The organism is Halorhodospira sp. 9622, assembly GCF_022228025.1.
Lineage (GTDB): Bacteria > Pseudomonadota > Gammaproteobacteria > Nitrococcales > Halorhodospiraceae > Halorhodospira > Halorhodospira halophila_A.
The window spans coordinates 15,675-38,259 of the sequence record NZ_JAJNRE010000021.1 but is presented as its reverse complement, the minus strand read 5'-3'; the positions used below and the strand labels follow the sequence as shown (position 1 = coordinate 38,259).

General features: G+C 69.5%; 23 protein-coding genes. 8 read left to right on the top strand and 15 right to left on the bottom strand.

The features are described 5' to 3' along the window. Positions 1–9: 9 nt before the first annotated feature. From LRG07_RS11075 to LRG07_RS11060, 4 genes are read right to left on the bottom strand one after another with little or no spacing between them, the layout of a single operon-like run. Positions 10–612, bottom strand: coding sequence for an LON peptidase substrate-binding domain-containing protein (locus tag LRG07_RS11075; protein ID WP_201172154.1), 603 nt, complete (start codon positions 610–612; stop codon positions 10–12). Then, a complete protein-coding gene (locus LRG07_RS11070; RefSeq protein WP_238634197.1) occupies positions 612–1,220 on the bottom strand; it encodes a flavin prenyltransferase UbiX in 609 nt (202 codons plus the stop codon). The genes LRG07_RS11075 and LRG07_RS11070 overlap by 1 nt, the downstream gene beginning before the upstream one ends. Continuing rightward, positions 1,217–2,584 carry a UDP-N-acetylmuramate:L-alanyl-gamma-D-glutamyl-meso-diaminopimelate ligase gene (gene mpl, locus LRG07_RS11065; RefSeq protein ID WP_238634196.1) on the bottom strand — a complete coding sequence of 456 codons (1,368 nt, stop codon included), beginning with the start codon at positions 2,582–2,584 and terminating at the stop codon, positions 1,217–1,219. Before mpl ends, LRG07_RS11070 begins: the two co-directional genes overlap by 4 nt. 12 nt (positions 2,585–2,596) lie before the next feature. Then, a complete protein-coding gene (locus LRG07_RS11060) occupies positions 2,597–3,097 on the bottom strand; it encodes a hypothetical protein (RefSeq protein WP_238642376.1) in 501 nt (166 codons plus the stop codon). Positions 3,098–3,319: 222 nt separating this feature from the next. Between LRG07_RS11060 and ppa the strand changes: the two genes are divergently transcribed. The 7 genes from ppa (at position 3,320) to purD (ending at position 9,427) form a co-directional block, all read left to right on the top strand. Then, complete coding sequence (gene ppa, locus LRG07_RS11055; protein WP_201172136.1) at positions 3,320–3,850, top strand: inorganic diphosphatase; 531 nt, start codon at positions 3,320–3,322, stop codon at positions 3,848–3,850. Positions 3,851–3,937: 87 nt separating this feature from the next. After that, the gene (locus LRG07_RS11050; RefSeq protein WP_201172126.1) at positions 3,938–4,279 is read left to right on the top strand and encodes a hypothetical protein; all 342 of its coding nucleotides are present in this window, start codon (positions 3,938–3,940) and stop codon (positions 4,277–4,279) included. A 3-nt stretch (positions 4,280–4,282) separates the two neighbouring features. Further along, positions 4,283–5,164 carry a 50S ribosomal protein L11 methyltransferase gene (gene prmA / locus LRG07_RS11045; RefSeq protein ID WP_238642375.1) on the top strand — a complete coding sequence of 294 codons (882 nt, stop codon included), beginning with the start codon at positions 4,283–4,285 and terminating at the stop codon, positions 5,162–5,164. A 38-nt stretch (positions 5,165–5,202) separates the two neighbouring features. Further along, the gene (locus LRG07_RS11040; protein WP_238642374.1) at positions 5,203–6,144 is read left to right on the top strand and encodes a DUF3426 domain-containing protein; all 942 of its coding nucleotides are present in this window, start codon (positions 5,203–5,205) and stop codon (positions 6,142–6,144) included. A 71-nt stretch (positions 6,145–6,215) separates the two neighbouring features. Further along, entirely contained in the window at positions 6,216–6,512 is a 297-nt protein-coding gene (gene fis, locus LRG07_RS11035; RefSeq protein ID WP_201172119.1) for a DNA-binding transcriptional regulator Fis, read from the top strand. A 19-nt stretch (positions 6,513–6,531) separates the two neighbouring features. After that, complete coding sequence (gene purH, locus LRG07_RS11030; RefSeq protein WP_238642373.1) at positions 6,532–8,115, top strand: bifunctional phosphoribosylaminoimidazolecarboxamide formyltransferase/IMP cyclohydrolase; 1,584 nt, start codon at positions 6,532–6,534, stop codon at positions 8,113–8,115. Between the two features lie 22 nt (positions 8,116–8,137). Then, the gene (gene purD / locus LRG07_RS11025; protein WP_238642372.1) at positions 8,138–9,427 is read left to right on the top strand and encodes a phosphoribosylamine--glycine ligase; all 1,290 of its coding nucleotides are present in this window, start codon (positions 8,138–8,140) and stop codon (positions 9,425–9,427) included. Between the two features lie 91 nt (positions 9,428–9,518). Here the strand turns inward: purD and LRG07_RS11020 are convergent, their stop codons facing one another. From LRG07_RS11020 to LRG07_RS11000, 5 genes are all read right to left on the bottom strand, one after another. Next, positions 9,519–9,992 carry a phasin family protein gene (locus LRG07_RS11020; protein ID WP_201172104.1) on the bottom strand — a complete coding sequence of 158 codons (474 nt, stop codon included), beginning with the start codon at positions 9,990–9,992 and terminating at the stop codon, positions 9,519–9,521. Between the two features lie 189 nt (positions 9,993–10,181). Continuing rightward, positions 10,182–11,339 carry a ParM/StbA family protein gene (locus tag LRG07_RS11015; protein WP_201242278.1) on the bottom strand — a complete coding sequence of 386 codons (1,158 nt, stop codon included), beginning with the start codon at positions 11,337–11,339 and terminating at the stop codon, positions 10,182–10,184. A gap of 115 nt (positions 11,340–11,454) precedes the next feature. After that, positions 11,455–12,120: a polymer-forming cytoskeletal protein gene (locus LRG07_RS11010; RefSeq protein ID WP_201172100.1), complete on the bottom strand. Its 666-nt coding sequence runs from the start codon at positions 12,118–12,120 to the stop codon at positions 11,455–11,457. Then, a complete protein-coding gene (locus LRG07_RS11005) occupies positions 12,030–12,959 on the bottom strand; it encodes a M23 family metallopeptidase (protein ID WP_201172099.1) in 930 nt (309 codons plus the stop codon). Before LRG07_RS11005 ends, LRG07_RS11010 begins: the two co-directional genes overlap by 91 nt. A gap of 81 nt (positions 12,960–13,040) precedes the next feature. After that, positions 13,041–13,349, bottom strand: a complete 309-nt coding sequence (locus LRG07_RS11000) for a hypothetical protein (RefSeq protein WP_201172097.1) — start codon at positions 13,347–13,349, stop codon at positions 13,041–13,043. Positions 13,350–13,485: 136 nt separating this feature from the next. Here LRG07_RS11000 and LRG07_RS10995 point away from each other — a divergent pair, with 136 nt between their 5' ends. After that, positions 13,486–14,472, top strand: coding sequence for a serine/threonine protein kinase (locus tag LRG07_RS10995; RefSeq protein ID WP_238636630.1), 987 nt, complete (start codon positions 13,486–13,488; stop codon positions 14,470–14,472). Here LRG07_RS10995 and LRG07_RS10990 read toward each other — a convergent pair. The 6 genes from LRG07_RS10990 to LRG07_RS10965 are packed head-to-tail and all read right to left on the bottom strand — an operon-like array spanning position 14,459 to position 22,534. Then, positions 14,459–15,625 carry a cation diffusion facilitator family transporter gene (locus tag LRG07_RS10990; RefSeq protein ID WP_201172089.1) on the bottom strand — a complete coding sequence of 389 codons (1,167 nt, stop codon included), beginning with the start codon at positions 15,623–15,625 and terminating at the stop codon, positions 14,459–14,461. The two genes, LRG07_RS10995 and LRG07_RS10990, sit on opposite strands and share 14 nt — an antisense overlap. Then, positions 15,622–16,077 (bottom strand): Fur family transcriptional regulator, encoded by a 456-nt coding sequence (locus LRG07_RS10985; protein ID WP_201172086.1) that lies wholly within the window; start codon positions 16,075–16,077, stop codon positions 15,622–15,624. Before LRG07_RS10985 ends, LRG07_RS10990 begins: the two co-directional genes overlap by 4 nt. An 11-nt stretch (positions 16,078–16,088) precedes the next feature. After that, a complete protein-coding gene (locus tag LRG07_RS10980; RefSeq protein ID WP_238636631.1) occupies positions 16,089–17,600 on the bottom strand; it encodes a TolC family outer membrane protein in 1,512 nt (503 codons plus the stop codon). Between the two features lie 56 nt (positions 17,601–17,656). Next, positions 17,657–20,752: an efflux RND transporter permease subunit gene (locus LRG07_RS10975; RefSeq protein ID WP_238636632.1), complete on the bottom strand. Its 3,096-nt coding sequence runs from the start codon at positions 20,750–20,752 to the stop codon at positions 17,657–17,659. Between the two features lie 6 nt (positions 20,753–20,758). Continuing rightward, the gene (locus LRG07_RS10970) at positions 20,759–21,913 is read right to left on the bottom strand and encodes an efflux RND transporter periplasmic adaptor subunit (protein ID WP_201242272.1); all 1,155 of its coding nucleotides are present in this window, start codon (positions 21,911–21,913) and stop codon (positions 20,759–20,761) included. Further along, positions 21,914–22,534 (bottom strand): TetR/AcrR family transcriptional regulator, encoded by a 621-nt coding sequence (locus LRG07_RS10965; protein WP_238634002.1) that lies wholly within the window; start codon positions 22,532–22,534, stop codon positions 21,914–21,916. Positions 22,535–22,585: the final 51 nt, after the last annotated feature.

The window sequence follows — 22,585 nt, the reverse complement described above, 5'->3', positions numbered from 1 at the left end:
TGCGTGGGGCTAGTCGGCGTCGCCGCGGGGCGGCGAGTCCTGCTCCAGGGCCCGGCGCAGCAGCTCCAGGCGCTCCTCCGGGGCGTCGATCTCCAGCAGCTGCTGCTTCGCCTCGGTGGGGATCGGCAACAGCTCCGATAGCCGCGCGCTGACCCAGCCGGCATCATCGAGTTGGCGGGGCATGGCCCCGTACAGGCCGCCGATCTGATCGAGGATTCGCTCCAGCAGATCGGCCAGCGGGCGGAGCTCGGCGTCCAGTTGCGGCGCCGGCGGGTCGGTCAGCCAGCGCACCTGCGCCTGTTGCACCTTCCCCGTCGGGGTCTGCCGCTCAAGGATCTCGAAGCGCCGCTGTCCCTCGACGGTGATCCCCAGCAGACCGTCGCTGCGCTGGTCCCAGTCGATGATGCGCACCTCCGTCCCCACGGCGTGGGGACGGGCCGGCAGCCCCGCCTCGCCGCCATTCTCGATCAGGCAGATGCCGAAGCCGGTGTTGTCGTTGCGCAGGCAGTAGGTGACCAGATCCAGATAGCGGCGCTCGAAGATGCGCAGCTCCAGTCGCCCACCCGGGAAAAGCACTGTACGCAGAGGGAACAGCGGCAGCTCATCGTCCATCAGTCGCTCTCCTTGCCCCAGCGGGGGCCCAGGTCGTGGGCCACATCCAAGTGGTCCAGGATCCGTGCCACGACGAAGTCGATCAGGTCCTCGACCCGCTGCGGCCGATGGTAGAACCCCGGGTTGGCCGGCAGGACCACCACGCCGAGCCGCGTCAGGGACAGCATATGCTCCAGGTGGATCGCCGAGAGCGGGGTCTCCCGCGGAACCACCACCAGTTGACCGCGCTCCTTGAGTACCACATCGGCGGCGCGCTCGATCAGGCTGTCCGAGTGTCCGCCGGCGATCGCCGCCAGGGTGCCGGTGGTGCAGGGGCAGACCACCATGCGTTTCGGGGCTGCCGAGCCGGAAGCCAGGGGTGCGGTCCACTGCTGATCACTGTAGACGTGGAGCCGCGCCGGATCGATGTCTAGGGCCCCGACCAGTTGGCGGTGCAACTCGGCGCTGCGCCGGGGTAGCGGCGTGTCCGTCTCCAGTCCGGCAACCACCCGGGCAGCATCGGAGACCAGCAGATGGACGGTCTCGCCCGCCCCGGCGAGGGTCTGCACCAGGCGCAGACCGTACTGCAGGCCAGAGGCCCCGGTTAGGGCGACGCTGACCCCGCTCATGCCGGGGCGCTCCCGGCCTCCAGGCCGGCCAGCAGTCGCTCGTGGATGTTGCCGAAGGCGCCGTTGCTCATCACCACCAGGCGGTCGCCAGGGCGCGCCTCGGCCAGGGCGAGCCGGGCCAGGTGGTCGACCTCGGCGGCGGTATGCAGGCGCCCTCCCAGTGGTGCCAGGGCCTCGGGGACGGACCAGGGCAGGTCCGGTGGGGTCAACACGAAGGCGTGGTCGGCGCGGGCCAGGGCGTCGGCCAGCTGCCGGCGGTGGATGCCCAGGCGCATGGTGTTCGAGCGCGGCTCCAGCACGGCCAGCAGTCGCCGCCCCGGGGCGGCCAGGGCCTCCAGGGTGGCGGCCACGGCGCTGGGGTGGTGGGCGAAGTCGTCGATGACCTCGACCCCGCCGACGCGGCCGCGCACCTCCAGCCGACGGCGGACGCCGGGGAAGGCGTTCACGGCTTCCAGGGCGGTGGTCGGATCTGCCCCGGCCCCGGCGGCAGCCGCCACCGCCGCCGCGGCATTGGCCAGGTTGTGGCGGCCCGGCTGCGGCGGATGCAGCGGGCCGAGCGGAGTGCGCCGGTGCAGGAGTACGGCGCCGGCGTCAGGGCCGTCGTCGGCGGTGATGCGCCAGTCATTGTCGGCGCCAAAGCCGATTCGCTCCAGCCGCGACCAGCAGCCGCGCGCGACGACGGCGGGCAGGTTGGGGTCATCGCCGTTGATGAGCACGCGGCCGTTGCCGGGGACGGTACGCACCGCATGGTGGAGCTGCGTGGCGATGGCCTCCAGATCCGGGTAGATGTCGGCGTGGTCGTACTCCAGATTGTTCAGCAGCAGGACGCGGGGCTGGTAGTGGACGACCTTGGCGCGCTTGTCGAAGAAGGCCGTGTCGTACTCGTCGGCCTCCACCACGAAGGGCGAACCGGTGCCTAGCCGGGCGGAGCGCTCGCTGAACCCCGGGGCGCCGCCGATCAGATAGCCCGGGTCGAGGCCGCAGCGCTCCAGGGCCCAAGCAGTCATCGAGGCGGTGGTGGTCTTGCCGTGGGTGCCGGCGATGGCCACCACGCAGCGGCCGTTGAGGACGTTCTCTGCCAGCCACGCGGGACCGGACTGGTAGGGCAGCCCGCGGTCCAGGATGTGCTCGACAGCCGGGTTGCCGCGGGAGAGGGCGTTGCCGATGACCACCCGGTCCGGGGCGGGTTCCAGGTGGGCGGCGTCGTAGCCGGGTCGGACCGGGACGCCCGCCTGGTCGAGGATGTCGCTCATCGGTGGCCACGCCGCGCTGTCGCTGCCGTCCACCGCGTGCCCGCTCTCCCGGGCGAGGAGGGCGACGCCGCCCATGAACGTGCCGCATATACCGAGGATGTGTATCTTCATGGACCGTCCCGATCAGTCGGCGGCCAGCTGGACCACCTGAAAGCTGAGGAAGCTGTACGCCAGCGCCAGGAGGATGCCGAGCGCCAGGCGCATCTCCAGCGTATGCCGGAAGATGTGCCCGAGGATGGCCACCTGCCAGAACCAGAGCAAGAGGATGCCGGCGGCGGCGCCCTGGGCCTGCTCCGCGCCGTAGGCGGCGATGGGGAAGGTCATCAGTGTGACCGGGATGCCGATCAGCACGTCGGTGCCGAACATCGCCGTGGCGCTCTGGGTGAAGCGCGGCGTTAGTCCGCGCAGCAGGAGCAGGGCGTAGAGGAAGGCCAGGCTGAAGCCGGTCGCGACCACCACCTGCAGGCCGACGGTGCCCGTGTCCGGGAGGTTGTCCGCGGCGATGTAGGTTAGGATCATGCTCGCCCCGATCAACCCGAGCAGGTGCGTGGTCGAGTAGGGCAGATCCTGGGGACCGTCGCGAAAGAGGCAGATCCCCACCAGTTTCTGCAGCAAAGGACCCATGCTCTCCCCCTGGGTGGTTGTTCGGCCCAATCATACCGCATGGCATGGCGGCACGATGCCGCCGGTTGACGTCGACGCCGGGGTGCGCTGGCATAGGGCCCCTTACGGGGCGGCCGGTTGCGCCGCGGCCTTGCTTGCCGCGGCGCAGCAACGGCGTTACAGTTCGCCCCTGTCGAACCGTTCCTCGATACGCAAACGTCCTCTACTGAACGGAGTAACTGCATGAGCCTCGATTCCGTGCCCGCCGGGCGGTCGATTCCGGACGATATCAACGTCGTCATCGAGATCCCGCTCCACGGCGGCCCCGTGAAGTACGAAGTGGATAAGGAGACGGGTGCGCTCACCGTCGATCGCATCATGGCCACGGCCATGCACTATCCGTGCAACTACGGCTTTGTGCCGCAGACGCTGGCCGATGATGGCGATCCGGTAGACGCCCTGGTCATCACCCCCCTGCCGTTGCAGCCCGGCTCGGTGATCCGCTGCCGCCCGGTGGGTGTGCTGGAGATGGCGGACGAGTCCGGCGAGGATGCCAAGCTGATTGCGGTTCCGGTGGACAAGCTGACCACCGACTACAGCGAGGTGAAGGGGCCCGACGACCTGCCGCCGCGCCTGCTGCAGGAGATCAGCCACTTCTTTGAGCACTACAAGGATCTTGAGCCCGGCAAGTGGGTTCAGGTGCGCGACTGGAAGGGCGCCGACGCCGCGCGAGCCGAGATCGAGCACGCGGTGTCCAACTACCGGAATCAGTAGCAACGCAGGGAGCGTTGCCCGACTCAGGGGGCCAGTGGAGCGGCCGATAACCCGTGAAGCGGTATCGACGTTCGGAGGTGGTGAGCGATGGCTCGCGCCCTTACGGCAGAGCGACTCAAGTGTGAGAACGCCACGTTCCAGGGGACCGGTGGCGTCAGCGCTTGCAACCGGGACCACGGCTTCCGCCCGGCCTTCCTGGACACCGAGACGGGGACGATCTACCTCTCCTGCAGCGGGAACGGGCAGCCGGCCCCCTTTCACCGCCTCGACGGTCTGCCCGAGGAGCTGATCAGCGAACGCGACGACCGCGGTCGGGTCATCGCGGTGAAGCAGAGGGTGGTCTCCGGGTTCGAGCGCGACGGCTGCTTCTATACCCGCGAGCAGGCCGCCTGCTTCGTGGTTCCCCCGACCCCGCGACAAGGTTCCTGAGTCGTGGCGCAGCTGCAGGTGACGCTGGAGGTCGCCGCCGGCGACCTCGATGCCGTGGATGGCGCCCTGGAACTGGCCGGGGCGCTGTCCCAGACCTACCAGGCCGATGACGGCACCGTGCTCCTCGAGCCCGGCGTGGGCGAGCACCCGATGTGGGAGCGGGTTCGAGTTGCCGCGCTGTTTCCTGCCGGGACCGATCCCGAGGACCTTTACAAGCTGCTCGCCGGGCAGCTGGGCGAACGTCTGCAAGGCTGGCAGGCGGAGACGCTGGAGGATCGTGCCTGGGAGCGCGAGTGGCTCGACCACTTCCGCCCCATGGCCTTCGGCGAGCGGCTTTGGATCGTCCCCACCGGGAGCGAGCCGGAGCTGCCGCGCGACGCCGTGGCCATCCGCCTCGACCCGGGGCTGGCCTTCGGCACCGGCACCCACGAGACCACGGCGCTGTGCCTGCAGTGGCTTGATGGCGAGCCGATCCAGGGGCGTGACGGCCTCGATTTCGGCGCCGGCTCTGGCGTCCTGGCCGTGGCTGCGGTACGTCTGGGCGCGGCCCGCTGCATGGCCGTCGATAACGACCCCCAGGCAGTGATCGCCAGCCGCGACAACGCCGAGCGCAACGGTGTCGCCGATTGGGTCCCGGCGTACGCCGTCGATCAGCGGCCGGCGTATTGCGCCGATTTCCTCGTCGCCAATATCCTTGCATCGACGCTGGTGGAGCTGGCCGGTGAGCTGCGTAGCGGCGTTCGCGTCGGTGGGCGCCTGGCGCTCTCCGGGATCCTCCTGGGGCAGGAGCAGCAGGTCATGGATGCCTTCCAGGGCAGCATCGCCTGGGATGCGCCGCAGACTCGCGGCGACTGGGTGCTGGTCAGCGGCACCCGCACCGCCTGAACGTCGGTCGCCGGATTTTCCAACAACGAGGGAAGCCCGTGTACACCCAGTGCCCTGGATGCGGGACGATCTTCGCGCTGCGTGCGTGGCAGCTTCGCCAGGCGCGCGGTCGGGTTACCTGTGGCCTGTGCCAGACCACCTTCGACGCGGTTCAGGCGCTGAGCGAGGACTTGCCCGGCGAGCCGGGTGCCGCGACGACCGACGGGGCCCCGCCGTCCCGGTCCGCCGGTGGGGACGAGGTGCGCATCCCCGCCCTGGGACCGCAGATGTCGGCCATCGGCCGACTGCTGCCCGACGACAGCGGCGATCGGCCGGTGGACCTGCAGGCCCTCGTCGGTGAGCGCTCGACCGCGGGGGAGCGCGCAGGTTCCGGCCCGGAGGCGGCGGATCGGGCAGCCGAACCGGGGGGGTCCGAGGCCGACTGGGAGCAGGTCCTGGCCGAGCTGCGTGCCGGGCAGCGTCCCGCCCGCGTCCCGGGGGCTGGCACGAGGCCCAAGCGGCGCCTCTGGATGACCGCCGCTGGCGTGCTGGTTTTGGCGGCGGCCCTGGTCCATGGCTCGTACCTCTACCGCGCGCAGCTGCTCGAGCTGCCCGGGACGCGGGCGTGGCTCTCGGCGGTCTGCGCCGTGTACGACTGCCAGCTGGAGACCGCGGCGAGCTACGACGTCATCGAGGTCGAGGAGCGCTGGCTGGAGCCGGATCCGCGTCGGGACGATGCGCTGATGCTCGGCGGGGTGCTGGTGCACACCGGCGAGCGGCGCCTGCCCTATCCCGAGATGCGGCTGACACTGCGGGATCTGGACGGCCACGTGACCGGCGAGCGCTGGGTTCGCCCTGAGGACTACGTGGCCGACAGCCGTCTGCGGGCGCGCCTGGGCGCGGGCATGGAGCCGGGGGCTCGGATCCCGGTGGAACTCTACGTGGCAGAGCCCGACGGCGGGGCCGAGAGTTTCTCGCTGTCATTCCGACCGGTCGAGTAGGGCCGCCAGGGCCCGGGGGGCCGCCGGTCGGCTCTGTTATCCTTCCAGACAGACATGAATGGGGGTGATGCATGCAGGACGGCAAGGGACCCGGTCCCGGACAGGGTCCTGGCAGGGGCGGCGACGGCGAGGTGGGGGGGCCCATCCGCGAGGCGGTCAGCCGCGCCCTGGATGACTATTTCAGGGAGCTGGACGGGCACGACTGCAATGGTCTCTATCGGCTCGTGCTCAACGAGGTGGAGGTTCCGCTCCTCGAGTCGGTGATGGACTACTGCTCTGGCAATCAGACGCGGGCTGCGCAGCTGCTCGGCCTTAATCGGGCGACCCTGCGCAAGAAGCTGCGCGATCACGGCATCGACTACAACTGAACAACCCGGACAATCCAATATGGCGACCAACGACGGCGTGCGGCCCCTGCGGCGGGCCTTGATCAGCGTTTCCGACAAGAGCGGGGTGGAGGGCTTCGCCCGGGCCCTGCATGAGCAAGGCGTCGAGATCCTCTCGACCGGTGGTACGGCCCGCCTGCTGGGCGAGGCCGGTATCCCGGTGCGTGAGGTTTCGGCCGAGACCGGCTTCCCGGAGATCATGGATGGCCGGGTCAAGACCCTGCATCCGCGCATCCACGGCGGGCTGCTGGGGCGGCGCGGCACGGACGACGCGGTCATGGACGAGCACGGCATCGGGCCCATCGACCTGCTCTGCGTGAACCTCTACCCCTTCGAGCAGGCCGTCGCCGCCGAGGATTGCACGCTGGCCGAGGCCATCGAGAACATCGACGTCGGCGGGCCGGCCATGATCCGTGCCGCGGCCAAGAACCACACCGATGTGGCGGTGGTCACCGAGGCTGCCGCCTACGATCGGGTCCTGGACGAAGTCCAGCGCCTGGGCGGGACCAGCCGGGCCCTGCGTCACCACCTGGCAACCCGGGCGTTCAGCCACACCGCACGCTACGATGGCGCCATCGCCGCCTACCTGAGCCAGCGCGACGAGCAGGGTGAGCAGCAGGGCGATTTCCCGGGTATCTGGACGTTGCAGGTGGAGAAGATCGCGGATATGCGCTATGGCGAGAACCCGCATCAGTCCGCTGCCTTCTACCGTGACGTCACCCCCGGTGAGGCCAGCGTCGCCACGGCGCGCCAGCTCCAGGGCAAGGCCCTGTCCTACAACAACGTCGCCGATACCGATGCCGCGCTGGAGTGCGTCAAGGGGTTCGAGGCGCCGGCCTGTGTCATCGTCAAGCATGCCAACCCCTGCGGTGTGGCCTGTGCCGAGACCCTGCGCGAGGCCTACGACCGGGCCTTCGAGGTCGACCCGACCTCGGCCTTCGGTGGCATCATCGCCTTCAACGACACCGTCGACGCCGAGTTGGCCGGTGCCATCCTGGCTCGCCAGTTCGTGGAGGTGGTCATTGCCCCGGCGGTCACCGACGAGGCCCTGTCGCGCTTCTCCGCCAAGGCCAACGTGCGCGTGCTGCAGACCGGCCGCTGGCCGCGGAAGGCTGGCGCAGATCTGGAGCTCAAGCGGGTGCGCGGCGGTCTCCTGGTCCAGGATCGAGACACCGCAGTGGTCGATCCGGCCGACCTGCGGGTGGTCACCCGGCGTCAGCCCACCGACGCCGAATGGGCCGACCTGCGTTTCGCCTGGGAAGTGGTGCGGCACGTCAAGTCCAACGCCATCGTCTTTGCGGGCGGGCAGCGCACCCTCGGTGTGGGGGCCGGGCAGATGAGCCGCGTGTTCAGTACCCGGATCGCCTGCGAGAAGGCGTCGGATGCGGGGCTCGCCCTGCAGGGCTCGGTGCTCGCCTCCGACGCCTTCTTCCCGTTCCGGGACGGAGTCGATCAGGCCGCCGAGGCCGGTGCCGCGGCGCTCATCCAGCCCGGTGGCTCGATGCGCGACCAAGAGGTAATCGACGCCGCCGACGAGCATGGCCTGGCCATGGTCTTCACCGGGATGCGCCACTTCCGCCACTGAACGCGGCCAAGCGAGGTAGAGGATGAAGGTACTGGTTATCGGAGGGGGCGGTCGCGAGCACGCCATGGCCTGGGCCCTGGCGCGCTCGGCGCAGGTCGAAGAGGTGCTCGTCGCCCCCGGTAACGCCGGCACCGCCCGCGAGCCCGGGGTCCGGAACATCCAGGTTGGCGCGGAGGACGTCCCGGCGCTGGTCCAGCAGGCCCGGGAACAAGCGGTGGCCTTTACGGTGGTTGGGCCCGAGGCACCGCTGGTGGCCGGGGTGGTGGACGCGTTCCAGGAGGCGGGGCTCCCCTGTCTGGGCCCGACCGCGGCCGCCGCGGAGCTGGAGGGCTCCAAGGCCTTCGCCAAGGCCTTCATGGCCCGTCACGGGGTCCCCACGGCGGCCTACCGGACCTTTGACGATCTGGGCGCGGCCACCGACTACATCCGGGAACACCCCGCGCCGATGGTCATCAAGGCCGATGGGCTGGCCTCGGGCAAGGGTGTCGAGGTGGCGGCGACCAAGGATGCCGCCCTGCTGGCCGCCGAGCGCATGCTCTCAGGCCAGGCCTTCGGGGACGCCGGTGCGCGCGTCGTGGTCGAGGAGTGCCTGCAGGGCGAGGAGCTGAGCTTCATCGCCCTAGTCGACGGCGAGCATGTGGTGGCGATGGCCAGCTCTCAGGATCACAAACCGCGGGACGACGGTGATGAGGGTCCGAACACCGGGGGGATGGGCGCGTACTCGCCGGCGCCGCTGATGGATGAACGGCTCTACCAGCGGGTCATGGACGAGGTGATCCGGCCCACGGTCCGCGGGCTGGCCGCCGAGGGGCGGCCCTACAAGGGGTTTCTCTACGCCGGGCTGATGATCGACGACGAGGGCCATCCGCGCGTCCTCGAGTACAACTGCCGCCTGGGCGACCCGGAGGCGCAACCCCTGCTGATGCGCCTGGATGCGGACTTCGCCGAGCTCTGCCGGGCTGCCCTCGACGGCCGGCTGCCGGAGGTGGCGCTGAGCTGGGATCCGCGCCCGGCGGTCGGCGTGGTGATGGCGGCGGCCGGCTATCCGGGGCCGGTGGAGCGGGGCGATGTCATTGAAGGGCTCGACGACGCCGAGCACACCGGCTGCAAGGTCTTCCACGGGGGCACGACCCTCGACGCCGACGGCCGGGTGGTGACCAACGGCGGTCGGGTGCTCTGCTGCTGCGCCCTGGGCGAGCGTGTGGCTGCTGCGCAACAGGCCGCTTATCGCGGTGTCGCCGCCATCCACTGGGAGGGGGTGTTTTACCGGCGGGACATCGGTGCCCGGGCCATTGCCCGGGAAACCGGCTGACCCCCCCCCGGTGCCCCGTTGAGGGGGCTGAACGAAACGGAGCCGGCGCCCCGCGGGGCACCGGCTCCGTTTTCGCGAATCCCCGGAGGGGTTACGCGGACTTCTTGCTGCTGCTGCCGGAGGCGGCGGAGCCACTGCCGCTGCCACCCGCCGAGGCACCACCGCTGGCACTGCTGCCCGCGCTGCGGCCCTTGCCGGTGGCCTTCTCGGCCTGGCCCTGCATCGTCTCGGTCATGGCCGTGACGTTCTCCTGGGCGATCTTCTGCACTTCCTCGCCCATGTTCTTGCTGATGTCGGCCAGGGTGCTGGCGTTCTCGGTGAACTTGTTGCTCATCGTCTGCACGACCTTGCCCTGGTCGTTCAGGTAGTTCTGGAAGCTCTCCGGATCACGGACCTCCATGGCCTTGCGCATCTGCTCCATGGCCAGGTCGGTGTAGGAGCGCGCCGCCTCCAGGTTCAGGTGAGCGACCTTCTCGGCGTGGTCGAGGAGCAGCGCGTTGAGCTTGCGGCTCGGCTCCATCATCTTCTGGAACTGCTGCATGGTCTTGTTGAGCTGGTCTTGCATGGGTCTCTCTCCTTGTTGAAGCTGCTCGAGGCATGACCGCTCGCCATGCCTTGTGCGATGCAACATAGCACCACCCGTGTTGCGTTGCAACAGCAGATTGACCCACGCCAAACAAAAAGGGGCCGCGCCAGGCGGCGCGGCCCCTCGGTCCGATCCGCTCGCCGGGGCGTGGGCCCCAGCGGGAGGCGGTCAGCCCTCGCTGCCGCTGCGGGCCGGCGGCACGGCCGCGCCGTCCCCGCCGCTGTCGCCCCCGCGGCTGTAGGTGGTACTGCCGGTGCCGTAGCTGCCGGAACGGTAGTCCTCCTGCGGGGCCTCCTGCTCGGCGGCGTGGCCCATCTCCGCGGCGCGTTGCTGGGCGTTGAAATAGGCCCAGTTGAAGTAGCCGCGGGCATTGGCGGTGACGGAGTCCTGCGCCAGCTGGGCCTGGGAGAGCTCGGGCCGGAGGTAGCGCTCGAGCACCCGGCCACCGCCACCGGTGATGATGATGTGGTCGTACTCTTGGATCTGCCACATCGAGCGGGCCTCGACCAGCAGTTTGGTGGCGATGTCGCCGAAGATGCGGTCGCGGAGCTCGACGATGTCTACCGGTCGCCCGTTGACGTTGACCTGGCCCTGGATGATGGCCTCGTCCAGCGTGTACTGCTCGCGCTCGAGCCCGTACTGGGTGGAGAGTTCCTGGGCGATCTCCTCGTAGCCGAAGGAGATCCCCAGCGGCACCGTCTTGCAGAAGCCCGGGGAGTACTCGCCGTCGATCACGGTGGCAAAGTCGCTGGTGCGGAAGCCGATGTCCATGATGCCGACGCGGCCGTTGAGCAGCGGGTGATCGCCGCGGATCTGCCCGCGGTCGTCGAGGACCTCGGCCCAGAAGCTGCCCACCGGCTGCGGGACCACCTCGATGTTCTCGAGCCGAATGCTGACCCCGAAGCGGCTCGGGCCGACGTGGCGGATGACCTCGTGGTCGCCGCGCAGCTGGCGGACCAGGTCGTCGGCCATGTGCATGCGGCCTGGTGGCAGGCCGGTGACCACGTGGAAGTTGTTCACCGTCTCGCGGGCGTAGAGGCTGAGGGCGCCGAGGAAGAGGATCTTGAGGTCGTCCCCCTCCGCGCGGGTCGGCGACAGTCCGCGGTGCGCCAGGCGCGAGTGGCGGATGGCGTAGTCGCCCAGCAGATAGCTCTTACCACCGTAGGTGATGCGCAGCTCGCTGCTGCCGCTGCGCTGGGCCACGCCCAGGGACATCGGCATGCCCGACTCGCCCTCGCCGACGACGCTGGGGAATACGTGCCCCTCGCGGCCGTCATCGATCTTGATGAACCCGTACCCCATGTCCAGGCCAATACAACGTTCCACGGCGTCTCCCCCTCTGTTGCCCGTTCGCCGTCTCTGTCTGGGCGCTCAGAAACCCTGAATCCCCCAGGCGGATACCGGCCATGCTAGCACACGCCGCCGGCGGGCCCGCCACAGATCAGCGCCGCCCCCAGAACGTCTGCCTCGGCTGGGGGCGGACATTGCGCGACGGCTCCTCTTCTTCCTGCTCCTGCCTTCCCTGCGCTTGCTCAGGTTCCTCCGCCGGGCCGTGCGCTTCCTCCCGGTGCGGCTCGGGCCTGGGGTCGGCACGCGGCGGTTCCGGTTCGGGCTCGGGCGGGGTGTCCGTCGTCGGGGTGGCCCCGGCCTCGGTATCGGCCCCGGTCTCCGCCTGTGCTGGCGCCTGCGCCTGTTCCGGCCCGGTCAGTTGCGACTCCCGGCCGGCTTCATGCTGCAAGGCGGCCAGTGGCACCTCGCGCCGCGGATGGCTCTCGCCGAGGAACTGGCCGCCGGCCTCGATGATGAAGTCGTCGCTGTGGAGCTCGCCGAAGACGCGCCCCTCGGCGACGATCTCGAGGCTGGCGCAGTCGATCACGCCTTCCACGTAGCCACTGACCAGCAGACGGTGGGCCTTGATATTGCCCTCGAAGCGGCCGGTGTGGCCGATACTCACGTCATGGTCCGAGACGATGGTGCCCTTGATCTGCCCGTCCAGGTGCAGGTTCGACTCCAGGGTCAGTTCTCCGACCAGTCGCGTGCCGTCGCAGATAACTGTCGTTCCAGGGCTTCGGCTCTTCGATTGATCCCCTTTGCCAATGATTCCCATTTTACGCGGCCCTCTTCTTCAAAGAGCTCTTCATAGTTCTCCAGGCTCCAGTCCAGAAACGGTTCCGGGTTCAGCTTGCGCTGGGTGTGCCAGATCTCGTAGTGCAGATGGGGGCCGTTGACATTGCCGGTGGCCCCGGAGCGGGCAATGACATCGCCCTCTTCGACGAACTCGCCGGTCTCCACCTCGATCCGGCTCAGGTGGGCGTAGTGGGTCTGGAAACCGAAATCGTGGGCGAGGATGACCAGCTTGCCGAGCCCGCTGCCCTGGTGCTTGGCCGCAAAGTTGACTACCCCGTCGGCGGTGGCGACGATCTTCTCGCCCACCGGTGCGCGCAGATCGACCGCGGCGTGGAACGAGCGCTCGCCGGTCACCGGATGGGTCCGCCAGCCGTAGCCGCTGGTGATTCGTGACTCCTCTTGGAGGGGCCAGCCGCTGGGGATGGTTCGCAACATCAGCGCCTTCTCGAGCGCCGTCTGGCCGGCGGTGTCGAGCCGCTCGCGGCGCTTGGCCTCCGGCTGGGGATCGAGTCCGACCAGGGTCTCGATGTGGCCGAGCTCGAGATCCATGCGGTGGATCTCTTGCTCCCGCTCGCTGACCAGCTCGCGGAGTTCCTCGTTGCGCCGCTCGATCTGGCGGGCGGCCTCGGCCTTGTCGGCGCGGACCTGGTTCAGTTCGGTGATCTTGTCGTTGAGCGCATGGAGGGCGAGGGCGCCTGCGAGCAGCACAAGCGCCAAGCCGCCGGCCAGGGCCAGCGCGAAGCGCTTGGCGATCTGGTGCAGCGAATAGTGGCGGGCGCCGCGGAAGTCGGTGATGGTGACCGTGAAACGATCCTTCACGCCGTCTCTGCTCCCCTATGGCGAACGGGTCGCTCCCGGGGGCGCGGCGGTTCCTGCCGCTTTTGCCGGGGCGGGCTCAACTCAGCGCCGCGGATGACGCGGATCGTCCTCTGAGCCGCGGCTGTACTCGCCCTCGATGATCCGGCCACGGGTCGGCGTGCCGGATCGGCGTGCCGGGTCGAAGCCTTCGCCGCGGGCGGCGGCGCGACGCATCTGGCGGCGTAGCCACCACGTGCGGGCGGCGATGATCACGGCACCGATGAGGGCCAGACCGAGCATCACCGCCAGCACGACGATCCCGAGCGTTGCCGCCAGGGCGATGACGGCGATGGCCCCGATGACGCCCGCGACCCGCGCGATCGGCCCGCGTTCGACGTTCTGCATGCGCATGGGGTTTCCCACCTGCTTGACCTTTCAAAGGGCCAAGGATAGCCGGCCGACCAGCCCGCGGGCTACCCTGACTGCGGGGCCGGGGCCGTCCCCCGGACGACCGTCGTCGCCCACACCCAGCTGTAGGAGCCGGTTCATGGATACGCGCCACCCGTTCGAGACCCTCGGTCCCGACACCGTCCTCGATGCCGTCGAGGCCGTCGGCGGCGTGCGCAGCGACGGCCGGTTGCTGGCACTGAACAGCTACGAGAACCGGGTCTACATGGTCGGGGTGGAGGACGGCCCGGCCGTGGTGGCCAAATTCTACCGCCCCGGGCGCTGGGACGATGCGCAGATCCTCGAGGAGCACGCCTTCAGCGAGGAGCTGGTCGCCGCCGAGGTGCCGGTGGTGGCGCCCATGCGCTGTGGAGCGAGCACCCTGGCCCACAGCCACGGCTTCCGCATCGCCCTGTATCCCATGCGGGGCGGGCGCATGCTGGAGGTGGACAACCGCGACGTGCTTCGCCGCCTGGGCGCCTACCTGGGTCGCATCCATGTCGTCGGCGGGGGCGGTGCCTTCACCCATCGTCCCGCCCTCGACCCGGGGGATCACGGCCGGCGGGTCCGGGACTGGCTGCTGGCCGGCAACTGGCTGCCGCCGCACCTGGAGGAGGCCTACGCCACCCTTACCGAGGATCTCCTCGAGGCGGTGAGCGCCTGCTGGGAGCGTGCCGGGGCGGTGCGCCCGATCCGCGTGCACGGCGATTTCCACCCGGGGAACGTGCTGCAGACCGAGGCCGGGTTCCATCTGGTGGACCTGGATGACACCTGCACCGGGCCGGCCGTCCAGGATCTCTGGATGCTGCTTCCCGGCGAGCGGGCCGAGCAGGAGTCGTTCCTCGAGGCGGTCCTGGAGGGGTACCGGACCTTTTGTGAGCTCGACCCGCGCGAGCTGCACCTGATCGAGCCCCTGCGCACCCTGCGGCTGATGCGCCACGCCGCCTGGCTGGCGGAGCGCTGGGAGGATCCGGCGTTCCCGCAGGCCTTCCCCTGGTTCGCCGAGCCCCGCTACTGGGAGGAACACATGTTGGCGCTGCGCGAGCAACTGGCTGCTTTGGCCGAGCCCCCGCTCAGCGTCCGATGAAGTGGACCCGACAGGCGCTGACGTAGGCCAGGCCCTCGGCGGCTGCGGCCAGCTGGGTGGCACGTTGGTGCAGGGCGGTGGTGTCGCAGTCCGGGCCCCAGGGCAGGTGGAGTTCCACCTCCAGGCGTCCCTCCATATAGTGCAGGTCGACGCGCTCGACGCTGTCGCCCCCCTGGATGCCCGACCAGGCGGTCTGCAGGTCGCGCTCGACCTTGCTGCGCAGGGGCAGGGCGGCGGTGGCCTCGTCCCAGTGCGGCGGCTCGTGGTCGACGTGCACCAGCACTTCCGTGACCACGCCGATGTCCTCGATGAGGCGCCGGCGCACGGCCTCACTGATCCGGTGGCCCTCGGAGACGCTCAGCCGCGGGTCCACCTGGATGTGCAGGTCGATCAGTGCCTCCTCGGCCATGTGCCGGCTGCGCAGGCCGTGAACGTCGCGAACCCCGTCGATCTCGCCGACCAGTCCCTCGATGCGCGCCACCTGCTCCGGATCGAGGCCGGTATCGACCAGCTCGCAGACCGAGCGCCAGGCGAAGCGGATCCCCACGTGGGCGAGCATCAGTGCCACCACGATGGCGGCGACGGCGTCCAGCCACGGTAGCCCCAGGAATACGCCGATGATGCCGCCGATGACCACCACGGAGGAGAGGGCATCGGAGCGGTGGTGCCAGGCATTGGCGTGGATGAGGTTCGAGTGCGCCCGGTTGGCCACCCACCGGGTGTAGTGGTAGAGGCCCTCCTTGATGACCAGCGACGCCAGCGCTGCGCCGAGGGCAAGCCAGCCCGGCACCCAGAGCGACTCCGGGGCGACGAGTAGCCGCTGTACCGCGTCGTAGATGAACCCGGCGGCCACCAGCAGGAGCACCGCGCCGATGCCGGCGGTCGCCGCCGTCTCGATGCGGGCGTGGCCGTACGGGTGGTCGCTGTCCGCTTCCTGGCTCCCGTAGGTGGCGGCCACGTACACCAGGGCGTCGGAGGCCAGGTCCGAGAGGGAGTGGACCCCGTCCACGACCAAGGCCTGGGATTGCCCCAGCCAGCCGGCGACGATCTTACCGGAGCCGAGGAAGAGATTGATCACCCCGCCGATCAGGGTGACCCGGCGCTTGGCCCGTGCAGGATCCTCGGCAGTGCGCGTGGCTCGGGAGGCGCTCACCGGGGCTCCTGATCGGATCCCTGCTGGCAGTCCGGGCACACGCCGAAGAACTCCAGGGTGTGGCTGACCCCGGCGTAGCCGCGGGCGCGCACCGCGGCTTCGAGGTCCGCCGGGCAGGCGTGGATGGGGTCCTTGCGCTGGCAGTGCCGGCAGATGACGTAGTGCTGGTGGCTGCCGTCGGCCTCCACCAGCTGGTAGCGGGTGGAGCCGTCCCCGAACTCGTGTCGGTGCACGAGCCCGAGGCGTTCGAAGTCGGTCAGGCAGCGGTAGACCGTCACCGGGTCGCACGCCGTAGACCCGAGCTGCTGATGCAGCTCGCGCGGGCTCAGCGGGGTATCGGCGGCCACCAGGGTGGCGACGATCTGCCGCCGCGGCTGGGTCAGGCGCAGCCCCGCGTCACGCAGGGCCTGCAGGGCTTCGTCCGTGGTCGTCGTGCACGCTGCTTGTTTCATGGGATCCGGGGTTATCGGGAAACCGATTGCAGCTGTTCGTTGACCTCGCGGATGACCGTCTCGTCCACCGCCAGTCCGGCGGCCACCTGCAGCTGCACGAAGTTCAGCAGGTAATCATAACGCGCCGCAGCCAGGTCGCGCTTGGTCTCGAAGCGTTGGCTCTGGGCGTCGAGGACGTCGGTGGTGGTGCGGGTACCTACCTCCTGGCCGCGACGCACCGAGGCCTCGTTGCTGCGCGCCGAGACGAGGGCCTGCTCCAGCGCCCGGACTCGCTCCAGCTCCGAGGTCAGGCCGAGGAAGGCGGAACGGGCGTCCAGGGCAGCGGCCCGGCGCTGATCGGCCAGGTCGTCGCTGGCCGCGGTGCGCTCCGCCTCGGCCTGGCGCACCCGGCTGGAGATGGCCCCGCCGGTGAATAGAGGGATGGAAGCCTGTAAGCGGATGGTCCGCGTGTCCTGAATCTGGTCAAGGGTCTCCGGATCCGTCGCGGCCGAACCCTGCCGGAAGGTCTCCTCGCCGTCGAAATGGCGGTAGCTCGCCTCGAGCTCTACTTCCGGCCAGCGATCGGCCCGCTGGCTTTCGACATCGTGTCGGGCCAACTGGTCGTCGCGCTCGGCGAGCTGGACCTCCAGGTTGTAGCGCTGGGCCAGGTCCACCCAGTGGTCGGTGTCGGTGGGCTCCACCGGCTTGGGCTCGAACGTCTCGCCCAGGCCGGCCAGCTCGCCGGGCAGTTCGCCGGTCAGCCGGCGCAGTGCCTGCTGGGCGACCTCCACCTGGTTGTCCACGGCCACCTGCTCGGCGCGCACCCGGTCGAATGCGGCCCGCGCCTCGTCGACGTCGGTCTGGGTGCCGGTGCCCACCTCCAGGGCCCGCTCGGCCCGGCGCAGCTGGCTCTCGACGGCGGCCAGCTCGGCCTCGACCAGGGCCTGCTCGTCCTGGGCCAGCAGGACGTCGAAGTAGGCCTCGGTGACATCCACCACCAGTGCCTGCTCGGCCAGGGAGAGCTCCACGTCGGCCCGGTCCACGGCGGTACGGGCCCGCTCCAGGTCGATGAAGTTGCCGCGCCGGAAGATCGGCTGGGTCAGCGACAGCGAGGCGTCCCAGCCGCGGCTCTCGTCGTCGAAATCGGCTTGCCCGTCGATGTCGATCGCAGTCTCGCGGTCCTCGTAGCCCGCCGAGGCGGTGATCTGTGGCAGGAACTGCGAGCGGGCCTGGGCGATCTCCTCGTCGGCGGCGCGGCGCCGGTTGAGGGCTGCGGCCAGGCTGCGGTCCGCCTCCAGGGCCAGCCGGTACACCTGCAGCAGGTCCTGTTGCGGGTCTCGCTCCTTGACCTCCGCCGGCGCCAGGGCGTCCTCGTCGTCCTCCACCGGGACCGGGGCGTCGACCACCGCCTCAGCGGCGTCGTGCTCGTTGTTGCCGTTGTCACCGGCGGCGATGGCCCCGGGCAGCGCCAGTAGGGCGGCCAGGGTCCAGCCGGTGAACCGGGGGGCGAGCCTGAACTGCGCTCTCGTGTTGCCTCGCTTCATGGGCGTTGGTCCTTTTCGCAGGGGCGTGGGGGCCGTCAGGCCCCCGGGGCCGCCCCTCATCCGAAGTAGTCCTCGGCGATCTTGCTCAGCCGGCCCCAGCCCCGCCGCGCGAGGTAGCCCTCGAGCAGGGAGTAGGCCGCCGGGATTACAGCCAGGGTGAGCAGCATGGCCGTGATCATACCGCCGATGATCGCCGCTGCCATCGGTGCATTGGTCTCGGCCCCGGCACCCAGGCCGGCCGCCGCCGGGATCAGCGCCAGGATCAGCGTCAGCGAGGTCATCAGGACCGGGCGCAGACGGATGGGGCACGCCTCGGCCAGGGCCTCGTTGATCGAGAGATCCCGCTTCTCGCGGTACTGGTTGGTTAGATCCACCAGTAGGATGCCGTTCTTGGTGACCAGGCCCATGAGCAACACCATGCCGATCATCGAGTAGATGTTCAGCGTGAAGCCGCCCACCCAGAGACCGAGCAGTCCGCCGATCAGCGCCAGCGGCTGTGCCGCCATGATCAGCAGTGGCTGGACGAAGGAGTTGAACTGGCTGGCCAGCACGATATAGACGAGCGTCGCCGCCAGGAAGAGCACGAAGAGCATGGCGGCGACGGCCCGTTCCATCTCCTCGGCCTGGCCGACCAGCTCCACGTCGAAGTTCAGCGGCAGGACGTCGTCGGCCACGGCGTTGAGCTCCTCGACGGCCTCGGCCAGTGGTAGTTCCGGGTCGGCGTAGAACTCCGCCGAGTAAGAGAGGTTGTGGCGGGTGATCGCCGCCGGCCCCAAGGTCTCCTCCATGGTGGTCACCGCCTCCAGCGGCACCATCTCGCCGTGCTCAGAGAGGAGCTGGATCCGCTGCAGGTCGTCGATGTCGCGGATCATGTCCTCCTGGGCCTTGAGGCGGATGTCGTAGCGCCGCCCGTCCTGGCCCCCGGGGCCGTCGTCGAAGCGGGCCACATCGAAGCCGCCGGCAAGCACGTTGATGGTCTGGGCGATGTCGTGGGCGTTCAGGCCCAGACTCCGGGCTTGCTCCCGATCCACCTCGACCTCCACCTGGGGCAGCTCCAGATCCAGGTCCAGGTCGATGCTGCCCATGCCGTCGACCTCCTCCAGGCGCTCCTGGATCGCCCGCGCGTGATCGCCGAGTTCCTCGACGTTGGGTCCGGTGACCACGAACTGCAGGGGCTCGCCGCGCTGGCCGGGGACGAAGGGCACGTCGGAGGCGAAGGCGCGTACCCCGGGCAGTTCGGCGAGCTCGGGGCGGATCCGCTGCACCACCTCCTGCTGCGAAGCGTCCCGCTCGTCGCGGTCGACCATGCGGACGAAGGCGATGCCGCGGTTGACCTGCCCGCGGTCGCCGATGCCGATGGCCGAGAAGTAGCGATCCACCTCCGGCTGCGCCTCAAGGATAGCCTCGACCTCGCGCATCTGCCGGTCGGTGTACTCGATCCCGGAGCCGAGCGGCGTCTGGAAATTGACCATGAACTCCCCGGTGTCCTCGTCCGGGGCGAACTCGCCGCCCAGGCGCGGGGCGATGACCACCGCGACGGTGACGGCGAAGACCGCCGCCAGGCCGAGCGTCGTCCACCGGAAACGCAGGATGTAGCCGAGCGCCCACCGATAGACCCGCTCGATGGCCTTGAAGCCCTGCTCCAGGGCCCGGTAGAAGGCCCCCTCCTGCTCCGGTACGTGGAGGAAGCGGGAGGCGAGCATCGGGATCAGGGTCAGGGCAACAATGCTCGAAGCGAGCACGCCGAAGGCGACCACCACCGCGAACGATTCGAAGAACCGACCGATGATCGCCTCCATGAAGATCACCGAACCGAAGATCGAGATCAGCGTCAGGGTGGAGGCGATGACCGCGAAGAAAACCTCGTTGGAGCCGGAAATCGCCGACGCCATGGGGCCTTCCCGGTACTGCTGGCGGTGGCGGTAGATGTTCTCCAGCACCACGATGGCGTCGTCCACCACCACGCCGATGAGCAGCAGCATGCCGAGCATGGTGATCGAGTTCAGCGTGTAGCCGAAGAAGTGGATCACCGCGATGGCCGCCATCAGCGAGACGGGGATGGCCAGCGAGACGATGGCCGTCGAGCGCAGGTTGCGCAGGAACAGCCACATCACCAGGGCAGCGAAGAGGATGCCCAGGGCAATGGTCAGGTAGAGCGAGTCGATCTGCTCGAGGATGAACTGCGACTCGTCGGTGGAGATGTGCAGCTCCAGCCCCGGCGGCAGCTGGGGACGGATCTGATCGTCCAGGCGTTCCTTGACCTCGTCGATGATGGCGACGGTGTTCGCCCCGGAGATCTTGACCACGCCCAGGCCGATGGTCGGCTCGCCGTTGAACCGGGCCAGCTGGCGCATGTCCGCCAGGCCGTCCTCGACCCGGCCGATGTCGCTAAAGCGCACGCGTTCGTCGCCGTCCCCGGCGACGATCATCTGCTCGAGTCCTTCGGCGTCGTGGTACTCGACGTCGAGCTTGAGCATCTCTTCGGTCTCGCCACCGACCAGGAAGCCGCCCGGCATCTGGGCGTGCTCCTCCTCGAGGGCCCGCATGATCGTCTGCACGTCGACGTTGTGGGCGGCCATGCGGTCGGGGTCGACCTCCAGGCGCATGGTCCGCTCCCGGGCGCCGCCGATCTGCACTTCGCCGACGCCGGTGATGCCCTCGAGCTGCGGGCGGACCTCGTTGCGGGCGTAGCGGTCGAGATCCTGCGCCGTGCGATCTCCCTGCAGGGAGAGCCACATGATCGGCTGGGCGTCCATCTCGACCTTGTCGACGACCGGCGCCTCCGCCTCCTCGGGCAGGTCCTGGACGATCTCGGAGACCTTCGCGTTGACCTCGTTGAAGGCCACGTCCACGTCCACTTCCAGATCGAACTGGATGGTGACCACCGAGGTCCCGGGCAGGGAGACCGACTGGATGTCGTCGATGCCCGGGACGGTGTTGACGGCCCGTTCGACCTCGTCGGTGACCGCCGAATCCATCAGCTCCGGGTCGGCGCCGTCCTGGTGGACGGTGACGCTGACCATGGGGAAGTCGATATTGGGGATGCGGTCGGTGCCGATATCCTGATAGGCGATCGCGCCGATGAGCACGATCAGCGCGCTGATCATCACCGCCAGGACGTGGCGGCGTATGGAGAGCTCGGAGAGCGTCATGGTGCGTTACTCCGTGTCCGCGTCGTCGCCTTCGTGGGGAGCGGCGTCCACGGCGGCGCCGTCGGTGAGAAAGCCCGCGCCGTCGAGGACGACGCGCTCACCCGGCTCCAGCCCGTCGCGGATCTCGGCGCGGTCCCCGAAGCGGGTGCCGACCTCCACGGCGCGCTCCTCGACGGCGCCGCCGTCCTCGCCGAGGACGTAGATCACCTCGCCGGCGGGGCGGCGCACGACGCTCTGGTTGGGCAGGACGAGGCCGTCGCGGACATCGAGCACCACCTCCGCCTCGGCGCTGGCCCCGGGGCGCCAGCCGCCGGGGTTGTCCACCTCGGCGATCAGCTGCAGCGAGCGGGTGGCATCGCGGATGCCGGGTCGCAGGTCCGAGATGGTGGTCTCCAGCTCTGGCTGCAGGCCGGAGCGGCTGCGCAGGATCAGCTCTGTCCCGCTGTCGAGCCGCGGGGCCAGGCTCTCGGAGACCGGCAGGCGGACCTTGAGCCGATCCAGATTGATGAGCTGGAAGACCGAGTCGCCGGCGGTGACGTAGTCGCCCTCGCTGATGTGGCGTTCATCAACGGCACCGCTGACCACGGCGCGGATCCGGGTCCGCTCCAGGTCCCGCTCGGCGCGCCGCAACTGCGCCAGGGCGGAGGCGAGCTCCTCCTCGCGAGCCTCGAGTTCGGCCTCGGCGTTGTCGAGCTCGTCCTCGGAGATGTGATCGTCCTCGTAGAGTTCCCGGTTGCGGGCCACGTTGCGCTCCTGCACGCCGACCATCGCCGTCAGCCGGGCCACATCGGCGGCCGCGGCATCCCGGTCGTCGACGTAGTCCTCGCGGTCGATCTCGGCGAGCAGGTCGCCGCGCTCGACGCGGGCGCCCTCGTCGACATGGATGGCATCGATGACGCCACCGACCTCGGCGGCGAGCAGCGGGCGCGACTTGGCCTCGACGCTGCCGACGGTGTTGCGGACCTCGCGGACCTGTTCCTCGGTGGCCTCGATCCAGGTCACCGAAAGCGCCTCCTCGCCGCCGTTCCCGTCGTTGTCGCCGGCATCGTCGCCACAGCCGGCAGCGAGCAGGGCCAGGGCGATGATGGCGACCACCGTCCGCAGCCGGCGTGGCCGGGCCGGCGCCTCGGGGGACGAATCGAGCATGTGCCAGTCAGTCACTTAGGCCTCCTTTTGGATCCCGTCGAGCAGGATGTCGACGACGTGATCCGCGTACTGATCAGGGTCGTCGGCGAAGTCCACGCCGGGAAGCTGGCGCAGGACCTCTCGGTGAGCGGTGTAGAAGGTGTTGGCGGCGAGCATCAGTGACGCCATCAGCGCCGGGTTCGTGTCCCGGCGCCAGGAGCCGGTGTGCTGGCCGCGCGAGAAGATCTCTGTCATGCGCTGGAAGTCGGCACCGAAGACCTCGTCGACCAGGGTCCGGGCGCGACACGGATTGGCGTCAAAGGCCTCGGCGAGCACCAGCCGGGTGGCATCGGGGTCGTCCAGGGCGCGGTGCAGGTCGGCGCGGACGAAGGCCCGCAGCTGCTGTGCCGGGTCACGGGTCTCTTCCTCGGCGAAGGCGTGGATCAGCGCCCGGGCCGATTCGCAGCAGCGGCGCAGCGTCTCCACGTAGAGCTCCTCTTTGGAGGCGAAGTGGTGGAAGACATTGGCCTTGCTGACTTCGGCGGCCTCGGCGATGTCGCGGATCGACACCGAGCTGTAGCCCTCGCGGGCGAACAGTTGCTTGGCAGCGGCGACGATCCGTTCGGCAGCTTCGGTGCGACCGGTGTTGTCGGGCATGGGCTCCGCGTCCTACGTCGGGTTCCGGGGTGCGGTCATCTCGCCAACCGA

Coding starts and splice junctions, on each gene's coding strand:
- purH (WP_238642373.1), top strand. CDS start 6,532: ATGGCGACCAACGACGGCGTGCGGCCCCTGCGGCGGGCCTTGATCAGC.
- LRG07_RS10985 (WP_201172086.1), bottom strand. CDS start 16,077: ATGAAACAAGCAGCGTGCACGACGACCACGGACGAAGCCCTGCAGGCC.
- LRG07_RS11060 (WP_238642376.1), bottom strand. CDS start 3,097: ATGGGTCCTTTGCTGCAGAAACTGGTGGGGATCTGCCTCTTTCGCGAC.
- LRG07_RS11000 (WP_201172097.1), bottom strand. CDS start 13,349: ATGCGCATGCAGAACGTCGAACGCGGGCCGATCGCGCGGGTCGCGGGC.
- LRG07_RS11010 (WP_201172100.1), bottom strand. CDS start 12,120: ATGGGAATCATTGGCAAAGGGGATCAATCGAAGAGCCGAAGCCCTGGA.
- LRG07_RS10965 (WP_238634002.1), bottom strand. CDS start 22,534: ATGCCCGACAACACCGGTCGCACCGAAGCTGCCGAACGGATCGTCGCC.
- mpl (WP_238634196.1), bottom strand. CDS start 2,584: ATGAAGATACACATCCTCGGTATATGCGGCACGTTCATGGGCGGCGTC.
- LRG07_RS11020 (WP_201172104.1), bottom strand. CDS start 9,992: ATGCAAGACCAGCTCAACAAGACCATGCAGCAGTTCCAGAAGATGATG.
- purD (WP_238642372.1), top strand. CDS start 8,138: ATGAAGGTACTGGTTATCGGAGGGGGCGGTCGCGAGCACGCCATGGCC.
- LRG07_RS11050 (WP_201172126.1), top strand. CDS start 3,938: ATGGCTCGCGCCCTTACGGCAGAGCGACTCAAGTGTGAGAACGCCACG.
- LRG07_RS11075 (WP_201172154.1), bottom strand. CDS start 612: ATGGACGATGAGCTGCCGCTGTTCCCTCTGCGTACAGTGCTTTTCCCG.
- ppa (WP_201172136.1), top strand. CDS start 3,320: ATGAGCCTCGATTCCGTGCCCGCCGGGCGGTCGATTCCGGACGATATC.
- fis (WP_201172119.1), top strand. CDS start 6,216: ATGCAGGACGGCAAGGGACCCGGTCCCGGACAGGGTCCTGGCAGGGGC.
- LRG07_RS10995 (WP_238636630.1), top strand. CDS start 13,486: ATGGATACGCGCCACCCGTTCGAGACCCTCGGTCCCGACACCGTCCTC.
- LRG07_RS10975 (WP_238636632.1), bottom strand. CDS start 20,752: ATGACGCTCTCCGAGCTCTCCATACGCCGCCACGTCCTGGCGGTGATG.
- LRG07_RS11070 (WP_238634197.1), bottom strand. CDS start 1,220: ATGAGCGGGGTCAGCGTCGCCCTAACCGGGGCCTCTGGCCTGCAGTAC.
- LRG07_RS10980 (WP_238636631.1), bottom strand. CDS start 17,600: ATGAAGCGAGGCAACACGAGAGCGCAGTTCAGGCTCGCCCCCCGGTTC.